Origin of the sequence: Phytomonospora sp. NPDC050363, assembly GCF_040655735.1 — a bacterium.
In the GTDB taxonomy this organism is placed as follows: domain Bacteria; phylum Actinomycetota; class Actinomycetes; order Mycobacteriales; family Micromonosporaceae; genus Phytomonospora.
In genome coordinates this window covers 53,842-65,127 of sequence record NZ_JBFAKK010000012.1, presented here as the reverse complement: position 1 = coordinate 65,127, position 11,286 = coordinate 53,842, and the positions used below count along the sequence as shown (strand labels likewise).

General features: G+C 69.3%; 12 protein-coding genes. 5 read left to right on the top strand and 7 right to left on the bottom strand.

Annotated features, from left to right (window positions below; all coding sequences use genetic code 11):
- Positions 1–192: 192 nt before the first annotated feature.
- The 3 genes from AB0I28_RS28445 (at position 193) to AB0I28_RS28435 (ending at position 2,757) form a co-directional block, all read left to right on the top strand.
- A complete protein-coding gene (locus tag AB0I28_RS28445) occupies positions 193–405 on the top strand; it encodes a BldC family transcriptional regulator (RefSeq protein ID WP_184792365.1) in 213 nt (70 codons plus the stop codon).
- Positions 406–631: 226 nt separating this feature from the next.
- Positions 632–1,219 (top strand): hypothetical protein, encoded by a 588-nt coding sequence (locus AB0I28_RS28440; RefSeq protein WP_357498383.1) that lies wholly within the window; start codon positions 632–634, stop codon positions 1,217–1,219.
- A complete protein-coding gene (locus AB0I28_RS28435; protein ID WP_357498381.1) occupies positions 1,216–2,757 on the top strand; it encodes a PrsW family glutamic-type intramembrane protease in 1,542 nt (513 codons plus the stop codon). Before AB0I28_RS28440 ends, AB0I28_RS28435 begins: the two co-directional genes overlap by 4 nt.
- A 12-nt stretch (positions 2,758–2,769) precedes the next feature.
- Here AB0I28_RS28435 and AB0I28_RS28430 read toward each other — a convergent pair whose 3' ends face one another.
- Positions 2,770–3,627: a hypothetical protein gene (locus AB0I28_RS28430; RefSeq protein WP_357498379.1), complete on the bottom strand. Its 858-nt coding sequence runs from the start codon at positions 3,625–3,627 to the stop codon at positions 2,770–2,772.
- Positions 3,628–3,851: 224 nt separating this feature from the next.
- Between AB0I28_RS28430 and AB0I28_RS28425 the strand changes: the two genes are divergently transcribed.
- Positions 3,852–4,235 carry a VOC family protein gene (locus tag AB0I28_RS28425; protein WP_357498377.1) on the top strand — a complete coding sequence of 128 codons (384 nt, stop codon included), beginning with the start codon at positions 3,852–3,854 and terminating at the stop codon, positions 4,233–4,235.
- Position 4,236: 1 nt separating this feature from the next.
- Here AB0I28_RS28425 and AB0I28_RS28420 read toward each other — a convergent pair whose 3' ends face one another.
- A complete protein-coding gene (locus AB0I28_RS28420) occupies positions 4,237–5,259 on the bottom strand; it encodes a LacI family DNA-binding transcriptional regulator (protein ID WP_357498375.1) in 1,023 nt (340 codons plus the stop codon).
- A gap of 241 nt (positions 5,260–5,500) precedes the next feature.
- Here AB0I28_RS28420 and AB0I28_RS28415 point away from each other — a divergent pair, with 241 nt between their 5' ends.
- On the top strand, positions 5,501–6,070 hold the full coding sequence (locus AB0I28_RS28415; RefSeq protein WP_357498373.1) for a hypothetical protein: 570 nt from the start codon (positions 5,501–5,503) through the stop codon (positions 6,068–6,070).
- Positions 6,071–6,261: 191 nt separating this feature from the next.
- Here AB0I28_RS28415 and AB0I28_RS28410 read toward each other — a convergent pair whose 3' ends face one another.
- The 5 genes from AB0I28_RS28410 to AB0I28_RS28390 all read right to left on the bottom strand — a co-directional run bounded on the left by AB0I28_RS28410 (position 6,262) and on the right by AB0I28_RS28390 (position 11,255).
- Complete coding sequence (locus AB0I28_RS28410; protein WP_357498371.1) at positions 6,262–7,695, bottom strand: GH1 family beta-glucosidase; 1,434 nt, start codon at positions 7,693–7,695, stop codon at positions 6,262–6,264.
- Complete coding sequence (locus AB0I28_RS28405) at positions 7,692–8,501, bottom strand: carbohydrate ABC transporter permease (RefSeq protein ID WP_357498780.1); 810 nt, start codon at positions 8,499–8,501, stop codon at positions 7,692–7,694. The genes AB0I28_RS28410 and AB0I28_RS28405 overlap by 4 nt, the downstream gene beginning before the upstream one ends.
- A 116-nt stretch (positions 8,502–8,617) precedes the next feature.
- Entirely contained in the window at positions 8,618–8,899 is a 282-nt protein-coding gene (locus AB0I28_RS28400) for a hypothetical protein (RefSeq protein WP_357498369.1), read from the bottom strand.
- The gene (locus AB0I28_RS28395; RefSeq protein ID WP_357498367.1) at positions 8,896–9,834 is read right to left on the bottom strand and encodes a sugar ABC transporter permease; all 939 of its coding nucleotides are present in this window, start codon (positions 9,832–9,834) and stop codon (positions 8,896–8,898) included. The genes AB0I28_RS28400 and AB0I28_RS28395 overlap by 4 nt, the downstream gene beginning before the upstream one ends.
- A gap of 89 nt (positions 9,835–9,923) precedes the next feature.
- Positions 9,924–11,255: an extracellular solute-binding protein gene (locus tag AB0I28_RS28390; protein ID WP_357498365.1), complete on the bottom strand. Its 1,332-nt coding sequence runs from the start codon at positions 11,253–11,255 to the stop codon at positions 9,924–9,926.
- Positions 11,256–11,286: the final 31 nt, after the last annotated feature.

Sequence of the window (11,286 nt, the reverse complement as noted above, 5' to 3'; positions counted from 1 at the left end):
ATCAAACCGTTATATTCGGGCGGCTAAGGCAGCGATCCTGATATTTCCCAAAGTTTCTTCAACCCCACGGGCCACCCAGTTTCGGCCGTTCGGCCCATGTCGGACATCGGGGACAGGCCGGACGATGGACCTGCGCCGGTCAGCCGAGTGCGGCGACTGTGTGTGATGACAGACCTGTGGAGGAGTAACACAATGGCATCTCGTACTCACGAGCCCGAGCCGCTGCTGACGCCGGCCGAAGTGGCCACCATGTTCCGTGTCGACCCGAAGACGGTCACCCGGTGGGCCAAGGCCGGCAAGCTCAGCGCGATCCGGACGCTCGGCGGACACCGGCGTTACCGCGAGTCGGAGGTACGCGCGCTGCTTCAGGGCCAGATTCCCTCGCAGCGGGAATCGATTGACTAAAACGCTCGCCGAGTACGCCCCCCGCGTTCTTTCCGGCACGGCGAAGCCCGGACAGGCTTGACCTTTGAGCTTTTAATCCCCTCAGCGAAAGCTCGATCCCCTCACGACAGCGGCCCACCCGATTCTTGCGGGTGGGCCGCTGTCGTCGCTCCACTCCCCTACCCCTGTCCGTCACTCAAGACGACACAATGGGGCTCAGGCGGCCATCCAAGGGGAGGAGTGCGACATGGGCGACCGCTTCGACCGTTCCCGCCCACTGTTCACTGACACGTTCACGGGCCGCTTTCTGGGCTCCCTCGCCGTTCTCGGGGCGGTTTTGGCCATCGTCGCCGGCCTGCCCCTGCTCAACTCGATGATTCCCGGAATCGTCGACCTCAGCGGAAACCGCATCGATCTGGGCCACGGAGTGTCCTTTGTGGCCCCCGAGGGGACGACCCGGGACGTCGGCCGCGACCGGCTCCTCGGCGGCAAGACCGAACTGAACGTCAACGGCGCCATCGTGGCCGCCACCGCCCGCCCCTACGACGACACCGACGCCGCCCTCGCCGGCGCGATCGACGGCGAACTCAAGGCGCAGCCGGGCATCCAGCTCGCCGGCGAGGAGACCGTCTTCACCACCCGGGACGGCGTCGTCGGCCTGCGGCACGTGTTCCGCTCACCCAGCTCCGAGGGCTACTTCATCGTGTTCGTCCACGAGGGCGTCGGGGTCGACGTGATCGTGTCCAGCTCCACCCGCCGCGGCCTCGACGAGGTCACCTACGACCGGCTCGAAGACGCGCTGGCCACCATGCGCTTCGAGGGGAGCCGCCCGTGACCGGCGAGCACTACGTCCGCCCGACGCCTCCGGGCTCCCGCCGGTGGTTCGACGTCCGCAACCCCGCCCTGTGGGTCTTCGCGATCCTCGCGCTGCCCGCCCTGTGGGTACTCGGCAAGGCCGTCCGGAACTGCTTCATCACCTACCCGCTCGCCTCGACCGTCGCCGCCGTCGGCTTCACGCTGTTCACCGTCCCCTTCGTGATCGTGCTGCGGCGCCTGGACTACCTCGAACGCGAACCGCCCGGGCTGGTCGCGCTCGCCTTCACGTGGGGCGGGGTGGTCGCCTACATGGGCGCCGTCTACGGCGGACGGGCCGCGCACGGACTGCTCGCCAAGCTCGTCTCGCCGGAGTTCGCCGGCACGTGGAGCGCGGCGATCGGGCCGCCCATCGTCGAGGAGATCCTCAAGGCCCTCGGCGTGGTCCTGGTGGTGCTGCTGGCCCGCGAGCAGGTGAACTCCACTGTGGACGGATTCGTCTACGGCGCCTTCATCGGGCTGGGCTTCCAGGTCGTGGAGGACTTCGGCTACGCGGTGACCGCGACCGCCTGGGACCGCGGCGGCGACCAGGTCGGGCCGGTGGTGTCCACCTTCATCGTGCGCGGTTTCCTCAGTGGACTGTGGAGCCACACCGTCTTCACGGCCCTGGCCGGCGGCGCGATCGCCTACGCGACGGTCAATCGCGGCCTGCCCATGCGCCGGCGCGTGGGAGTCGTGGCCGGGGCGGTCGGCGTGGCGATCCTCGCCCACGCACTGTGGAACTCGCCGCTGCTGCGCGACGGTTTCGGCTTCGGCGGCATCGGCATCGTGGCGGCCCTGTTCATCAAGGGCCTGCCGGTGTTCCTGCTGGTCTGGTACCTGTTCTCGCTCGCCTACCGCACCGAGGCGAGCTTCTACCGCGACCAGCTCAAGCAGTACGACGACACCCCGCTGGTGCACCCCGAGGAGCTCGACGCGCTGCTGTCCTACCGCGAGCGCGAGTCGGCCAGGCGCCTGGCGCAGGCGCCGAAAGGCCGCAGGGGCGCGCGGGCGGCGCGCTCGGTCCGGCGGCTCCAGCACTTGCAGACCCGTCTGGCGGTGCTGTCCTCGCGCTATCCCGAAGCGCCCGAATGGGTGCGGTCCACTGTGGAGAAACCGCCGACGCGCCAGTGGCTCGCCGAGGAGCGCAAGCGCCTAGGGAACGTGCTGCGGGCGCGGGAGTCCACCGCTCCCGACCGCCGCGACCTGCTGCACCGCAACACCGTCCGCAAATGCGTCGTCGACATCCTCGCCGCCCGAGCGCAACTGGAGCACCTCGGCCACCCGGTGGCCGCCCCGACACCGCAGAAGAGCTCGCCGATGATCCCCTACGCGCTCGGCCTGGCCGGGCTGGGGGTGCTGATCCCCGGGGTCGGGGTGTTCGCGATCGTCACGGCTCTGCTCGCCACGCGCGGGAACCTGCCCAGCAACGGGCTGGCGATCGCGGCGATGGCGCTGGGGACGCTGACGACGGTCGGGTGGGGGATCGCGTTCTTCCTGACCCAGTCGGGGGCGGGGTAGGAGCGGCCGCGCTCAGGTCATGGCCACCGTCGGCGGGCAGTCGAAGCCCTTCGCGCACTGGAAGATCTGCATGATGTAGCCGCGCCCGATGGCGGTGCACACCGGATCCCAGGAGGTCGGATGCTCCGGCGTCTTGCGCCAGCCGGCCTCCTCCAAGGGCTTCCACCACGGATAGTCGTTGCTCCACTCGCCGTTGCCGACCGTCAGCAGCGGCTCGGTGCGCGCTCCGCAGGCGCACTCCGGGATCACCGGATCGGTGACGCCGCAGTACCCGCCCCAGCCGCCGGCCTTCCAGCCGTCCGCGATCGCCCAGGGCTCGTCGGGATCGTCGAAGTCCGCGGGCAGGTCCAGCCCGATCAGTGGTTCCGGTGGATACTCCACCACCGTCTCGGGGAAGACCGAACAGACCTCGGGGACGAAGCCGCCCTCCTGCACCCCCACGCCCGGACTGGGGTCGGGCACGGTTTCGGTGACCGCCGCCGAATCGCGCCACACCAGGCGAACGGCGGGCAGGTGCTCGGCGTCGGCGTGCTCGTACGGGCACCACAGCATCTGCAGCAGATCGGTCCCCTCGGGCCGGCGCAGGTCCGGCACGTCCCGTGCGTACAACTGCGCCACGCCGATCAGCGCCTGCGGCGCCTCCGGGTCCCGCCGCACGGCACCGGCCGCCCGCTGTGCGAGCCACAGTTCCTTCAGTTCGGCCTCGACTTCGGCGCTCTGGCGGCCTTCCGCGCGCCCCAGGTCCCGCCGCGCCACCAGGAGCCGCTCACGGCGCACGCCGGCGACCGAGCCGATCGCGGCGTCATGGGGCACCGGTGACCCGCACACCGGCCACGCCTCACCGGCCGGCCACAGCAGCGGTCCGCCCACCGAACTCTCCCCGACTCCCGGGTTCCCCGGCCTGGGATGCAGCCGTGTGGCGGTGCGGCGCAAGCCCGCCAGCGCCGGGCTGCGCCGTTCGGGATCGAACGGCCGTGGCGGAGTGGTGCGCACCGGCTTCCCCTCTCGTAGCACTGATCGAGCCACCCTAGGCACCACGCGCTCGCCGCCGGAAAACCCTGTGACAACCCGCCGGGCCCGACGAGAATGGTTTGATGGCTTGGATCCAGGACGTCGTGTTCGACTGCGCGCACCCCGCCTCGCTCGCCCGCTTCTGGGCGGCGGCCGTCGACGGGTACCGCGTCGCCCCCTATGACGAGGCGGAGCTGGAACGCCTGCGCGGCAAGGGGATCTTCGACGTCGAGGACGACCCGACGGTCCTCGTCGAGCCGGTCGACGACGGCCGGCCCCGGATGTTCTTCCAGCTCGTCGCCGAGCGCAAGGCCGTCAAGAACCGGGTGCACCTCGACCTGCGCGCCGAGGACGCCGACGCCGAGAAGGAGCGCCTCACCGGCCTCGGCGCCACGATCGTCGCCGAGTTCGAGGGGCACACGCTCCTGGCCGACCCCGAGGGCAACGAGTTCTGCCTGATGCGCTGACTCAGGCCGAGTCGCGCACGACCAGCTTCGTGCTCAGGATCGTCACCGGCGGATCGGGCTGCTCGCCGCGGATACGGGCGACCAGCAGGCGCGCCATCTCGCGGCCCATCGCCTCGGCGGGCTGGTGCACGGTCGTCAGCGGCGGGTCGGTCTGGGCGGCGGTCGGCGAGTCGTCGAAGCCGATGATCGCGACGTCGTCGGGGACGCGGCGGCCGGCGTCGCGAAGGACGCGCATGGCGCCGAAGGCCATGGGGTCGGAGGCGGTGAAGATGGCGTCGAGGTCGGGGTGCCGTTCGAGGAGTTCGCGGGTGCGGGCCATGCCGCTGGCCTCGGAGAAGTCACCGTAGGCGATCAGCGTGGGGTCGTCGGGGAGTTCGGCGGTGCGCAGGCTGTCGCGGTAACCGGCGAGGCGGTCGACGCCGACCTGCATGTCCTGCGATCCCGCGATGGTCGCGATCTTGCGCCTTCCCTTGCCCACCAGGTACTCGACGGCCTGCCGGGCGCCGCCGCGATTGTCTGCGTCCACATAGGACACCGGTCGGGTGCCGACCGGGACACCGCAAAGGACGATGGGCAGCCCGAGCTGCTCCATGTTCTGCGAGAAGGTGTCCTCACCGTGCACGGAGACCAGCAGCAGGCCGTCGACGTGCCGCTCGGCGAGGTAGCGCTCCAGCTGGGCGTGCTCGGCCCGCGAGTGCGACAGCGTCAGCAGCAGCTGGAGGCCGGTGTCGGCCAGGCCCTTGCTGATGCCCCGGATGATCGAGGCGAAGTACGGCTCGCTCCACAGCCGCTCCTCCGACTCCGAGACGACCAGCGCCACGGTGTCGGTGCGGCGGCGCACGAGCGAGCGCGCGGCCTGGTTGGGCACGTAACCGAGCTCCCGGATGGCCTTCAGGACCGCCTCGCGCGCCTGTTCACTGACCTTCGGGGAACCGTTGATGACCCGTGAGACGGTTCCCCGCCCGACCCCGGCGCGCGCGGCCACAGTGTCAAGCGTGGGCCGGTGGCCGTTGTCGTCAAGCATGGAGGTCTCCTCGAGGGCTGCTGGGTCTCATTGTGCCGTGATCCGGCGATTCCGGCATCGCGGCGTGATGGCGAGTACGTTAAACGCGATCGTGATCGTCCGCCAAACGGACGCCCGGGAAGCAAGGGCGCGCAATGGCCGGATACGGGCGCGGAGGGCTCCTGTCGGCGCGGTGTTCGGTCCTTTCCGGCGACCCCGGTGGAGGAAGCGGACAGTCACACCCATCGGCTACCTTCCGCGCATGAAGTCATACATCTACGGCACCTCGGTGCTGCTCTCGCTGACCGTCGGCGTCGGCCTTTCGGCCTTCTCCGGGACCGCGCCGGCGGCGGTCGGCGTGCTCCCGCTCGCCCTGCTGGCCGCCGGGGTCGTGCCACCGGTCGGCCTCCTCTTCTACTGGTATCTGGAGCGGGGCGGGTTATATGTCATCGGCCCGGCGGTCGGGACGCTCGTCTTGTGCGCGGTGGTCTCGCAGGGCCTGTCGGGCTACCTCTTGTCCGTGCGGGGTGTCGAGGAGACCGCGACCGTCAGCGCCTACGCCGGCGCCGCGGCGAAAGGCGGCGGGCACTACGTGCGCCTGACCGGCGAGGACGGCCGGGAACTTCCGGGGTCCTTCCCCGTCGACGGTCGCTACGAGGTCGGTACGCCGGTCCAGATCGTCACCGACCCGCAGGGCTGGGCGATCGCCGCGCCCGCGGACAGGCTCGGAATCGGCCGCTGGTACCCCTGGGTGGCCGCAGGCGGCTACCTCGTCGTGCTGACCCTGTACGTCCTGCTGCTGAGTCGGGCGAAGAAAAGGAGCCCCGGCTGAGGCCGGGGCTCCTCGCGCTCGTCGTCAGGGTTGTGTCTGCCAGGTCGTTTGCGGGATGGGGTCAGCGGCGTCGGCCGGCATCGCGAGCACGGTCAAGATCCCCGCCACAAGCAATGCGAGCGCGGCGATGGCCGCCCATACACGTCCGCTCACTTCGTCTCCCCCCGAAGTTCGGTACGTGCTGGTCACGGTCAATCTATCGAAAGACTCGAATCGCTGTCGGCGTTACGACCTATCCCGGCGCGGATCCAGTCGGCGTACCAGCGGCCGCTCTCCTTGATCGTGCGGTGCTGCGTGTCGAAGTCGACGTGGACCAGACCGAAGCGCTTGGTGTACCCCCACGCCCACTCGAAGTTGTCCATCAGCGACCACGCGAAGTAGCCGCCCAGCGGGACGCCCGCGGCGATCGCGTCGGCGCACGCCTGGAGGTGGACCTCGAAGTAGGCGCGCCGGTCGGGGTCGGCGACGGGGCCGCCGTTGGCCGGGGCGTCCTCGAAGGCCGCACCGTTCTCGGACACGATCAGCGCGAGTCCCGGGTATTCCTCGCTGAGCCGGACCAGGGTGGAGCGCAGGCCGTCGGCGTCGATCTCCCAGCCCATGCCGGTGACGGGGAGGCCGCCGCCCTGGAAGGCGACGTGGCCGCTGCCCGGCCAGGGCGAGCCGGCGTCGGTGGGCGCGGCGGCCGCCGACACCTTCCCGTTGCCGTTGCCGGTGACGTTGAAGCTGCTGTAGTAGTTGACGCACAGGGCGTCGATGGGCTGGTGGATCTCGGCGAGGTCCCCGTCGCGGATGAAGTCGAGGTCGACGACCTCGGAGAGGTCGGCGAGGACGTCGGCGGGGTAGGAGCCGCCGAGGGCAGCCTGGGTGAAGAAGCGGTTCTGGAGCCCGTCGATGCGGCGCGCGGCGTCCACATCGGACGCCTCTTCCGACACCGCGCGCACCGGGTAGAAGTTGAGCCCGACGGCGATCTTGTCGTCCGGCTTCTGCGCCCGCAGTGCCTGCACGGCCAGGCCGTGGCCGAGCATCAGGTGATGGGCGGCGCGGATGGAGTCGGCCGGGTCCCGGCGGCCGGGCGCGTGCTCGCCCGAGGCGTATCCCAGGAAGGCCGCGCACCACGGCTCGTTGACGGTGATCCAGCGGTTCACGCGGTCGCCGAGTGCGCCGTGGACGGTCGTGGCGTACTCGGCGAAACGGTAGGCCGTGTCGCGGGCGGGCCAGCCGCCCTTGTCCTCAAGGGCCTGCGGGAGATCCCAGTGATACAACGTTATCCAGGGCTCGATGCCGGCGCCGAGCAGCTCGTCGACGAGCCGCCGGTAGTAGTCGATGCCCGCCTGGTTGACCTTCGCGTCCCCTTCGGGGTGGATCCTCGGCCACGAGACCGAGAAACGGTAGGCGGTCAGCCCGAGTTCGCGCATCAGCGCGACGTCCTCGGGAATGCGCCGGTAGGAGTCGGTGGCGATGTCGCCGGTGCTCCCGTCGATCACCCGCCCCGGGGTCGCGGCGAATCTGTCCCAAATGGACTGTCCGCGCCCGTCGGCGGTGGTCGAGCCCTCGATCTGGTAGGCGGAGGTGGCCGCCCCCCAGACGAAGTCGGCCGGGAAGACCTGCCGGTGGTGAGAATTCATGCTTTGACTGCCCCTTCCATGAGTCCGCCGATGATCTGTCGGCCGAACGCTATGAAGATGATGATCAATGGGACGATCGACAGCAACGTCCCGGCGAACACCATCGAGTAGTCCTCGCCATAGTTCGTGGTCAGCCCACGGATGGCGACCTGCACGCTCGGGTTGTCCGGCTGCAGGACCATCAACGGCCAGAGGAACTCGTTCCAGTTCTGCATGAACGTCAGCAGCGCCAAGACCGCCATGCCGGGCCGCACGGCGGGAAGCACGATGCTCCAGTAGACCCGCCACGTGGAGGCGCCGTCCATGCGCGCAGACTCGACCAGCTCGTCGGGCACGGCCTGCTCGGTGTACTGCCGCATCAGGAAGATGCCGAAACCGTTGACGAGGAAGGGCAGGATCACCGCCTGAAGCGTGTTGACCCAGTCCAGCTCGACCATCATCACGTACAGCGGCACCACGCCGATCTGCTGCAACGGCACCATCATCGTGATCAGGATCGACACCAGCAGGACCTTCGCGCCCCGGAAGCGGAGCTTGGCGAAGGCGAAGCCGGCCATCGTCGAGATGAGCACGACCGAGACGGTCACCGTCGTGGAGATGATGAAGGAGTTGGTCAGCCCCTGCAGGAAATAGGCGTTCTCGTCGGTGAAGGCCCGGGCGAAGTTCGAGAACAGGTTCGAGCCGGGGATGAGCTTCGGGGGGACCGCGACGGCGTCCGAGGCGGTCCGGCTGGCGATGACGACCATCCAGTAGAGCGGCATCGCCGACAGGATGATCGCGGCCCCGAGCGCGATGCGCGTGAGCATCGAGGCCCGCCAGAGGTGGCGGGTGGCGCCCCCGCGCCGGAACCGCTCCGCGTCGGTGGGAGTCGGTGCCGGACTCGGGGGCTTGCCGCTGGTCGCGCGGCTGGCGATCGTGCTGGTCAACGCGGGCTCCGGTGGGTCTCGGTGGCGAAGGCGGTCGACAGACGGCGAAGCATCGCGTCGAAGCCGCGCGGAAGGGCGAGGAAACCGGGGCGCGACGGACGATCGGCCGCGCCGCCGCCACCGTCGTCGTCGCGTCCCGGAGAACCGCCGGCGGGATCCGGTCGCCGGAGCGTCACCTCCGAGAAGGGGAACCGGATCCCACCGGCCACCAACCGCGGTCCGTTCCAGGTCGCGGTGCGCCTGCGGCCGGCGGTCCCCAGCCGTGCCACGGCGCTCATCGCGACCCCCGGATGCGGTTGACGAACAGGTAGTTGATCAAAGCCACGATCAGGATCATCAGGAACAGCAGCCACGCCGCCGCGGCGGCCAGGCCGTAGTTGTTGCGCTGCCTGAAGGCCTGCACGATGTACATCGCCACCGTCTGGAACTGCCCCGCCGTACCGCCGCCGTAGAGGCCCGAGCCGAACATCGTCGGCTCCGCGAACAGCGTCAGCCCACCCATGGTGGACACGAAGACGGTGAAGATGATGATGGGCCGCAACTGCGGCACGGTGATCTGCCAGAACTGCCGCCGGGGCGAGGCGCCGTCGATCGCCGCGGCCTCGTAGAGGTCGCGCGGAATGGTCTGCATCGCCGCCAGGAAGATGATCGCGTTGTAGCCCGTCCAGCGCCAGTCGATCATCGACGAGATCGCGAACCACGACGGCAGCTTGTCGGCGCGCCAGTTGATGTTGTCCACACCGACCAGGTTCAGCAGCCAGTTGAACAGGCCGAACTCGGTCCCGTACAGGTGACTGAACACCACCGCCACGGCGACCACCGAGGTCACCATCGGCAGCAGGATCCCCAGCCGGATCGCCAGCCGAAAGCGCATCCGCTTGTTCAGCGCGCTCGCGATCGCCAGCGCCAGCAGCAGCTGCGGGATCGTCGACATCACGAAGATGCCCAGGGTGTTGCCGGTGGCGTTCCAGAAGCGCTCGTTGGTCAGCAGGAACGCGTAGTTGTCGAAACCCACCCACTCCTTCTCACCGGCCAGGCGCCAGCGGTGCAGCGACACCCAGAGCGTGAAGCCCAGCGGGAAGAGTCCGAAGACCGCGAAGAGCAGGAAGTACGGCGAGATCAGGGCGTAGGGCATGCCGCGCTGTTCGAAGCGCAGCAGCCGGCTGCGGGCCGGTTTCGGCACCGCTGGAACGGGCGGGGCGGCGGTGGTCATTGGCAGACTTGCCTTTCACGCAAGGAACGGACGTGGTACCGCCCAGCCCGCCGGAGTCGATGTCACGGCGGGCCGGGCGGCCGTATCGGTCAGCCGCCCATCTCGTCGACGACCTGCTTGCCCTGCTTGGTGAACTCGTCCCAGCCCTCGGCCTGCGTGTAGGTGCCCTCGACGATCCCGAGGATCACCTCCTCGACGACCGCGCGCACCGCCGAGTGGTACTTGCCGAAGTAGACCGGCTTGAACGACGCCACCGAGTTACCGAAGATCTCCCCGGTCGGGGCCTCGCTGAAGTAGGCGTTCGCCGCGGTCTTGACCTCGGGGTCGGTCGAACCCGACACCGAGCTCGGGAAGTTCCCGCCCTTCTTGAAGGCGCCGATCTGGCCCTGCTTGTTGGTCAGGAACTCGACCAGCTTCGCGGCCTCCTCGGGGTGCTCGCTCTGCGTCGGAACACCGAGCCAGGAACCGCCCCAGTTGCCGCTGCCGCCGGGAACCGCGGCCACGTCCCAGTTGCCCTTGTTCTCCTCACCGGAGTTGCCCTGGATAACGCCGAGCATCCACGAAGGACAGCCGATGGTGGCGAAACCGCCCGAGCGCATGCCCGCGTTCCACTCGTCGCTCCAGTTGCGCAGACCCGCGAGCAGGCCCTTGTTCTGCAGCTCCATGACGTAGTCGAAGGAGGTCTTCACCGCGGGGGTCTTGTCGAGGACGTAGCCGCCCTGCTTGTCGAAGTAGGTCAGGCCGTCGGCGACGCCCGCCTCCTGGATCATCCGCACGTTGTAGATCGTGTTCGGGCTGTCGATGAACTTGGCGTCACCGGCCTTGCCCTTGAACGACTCCCCGATCTTGGTGAACTCGTCCCAGGTCGGCCACAGGGCACTGACCTCGTCGCGATCGGTGGGCAGACCGGCCTTCTCGAAAAGGTCCTTGCGGTAGCACATGGCCATGCCGCCGACGTCGGTCCCGAGCGCGGCGAGCTTGCCGTCGGCGTCGAGGCCGAGGTTCCACTTCCACTCCGGGAAGTCCGACTTACGGGCGTCGAGGCCGTACTGGGCCAGGTCGGTCCAGTACTCGGGCAGCGCCATCAGCTCGCCGATGCCCTGCTCCTCGATGCCGACCACGTCGCCGGCGCCGCTTCCGGCCTCCAGCCACTGAAGGAGCTGCGGGCGGAACTGGTCGTCGAAGCGTTCCGACACGATCCGGTAGTCCACCTTGATGCCGGGGTTGGCGGCCTCGAACTCGGGAATCACGTCGTCGTAGGCGAACGCGGCACCGCCGCCGAAGGTGTTGAGCACGAGGGTGACGTCGCCGCCGGCGTCGCCGCCCTTGTCGTCTGAGCAGGCGACGGTTCCCGCGGCGATCGTCGCCGCGAGGGTCGCCGCGAGCAGCGCTCGCCGACTGCGGCCGAAGTTGGTCTGCATGGCTTGTTCGTCCTTTGTCGATCCGTTGCTG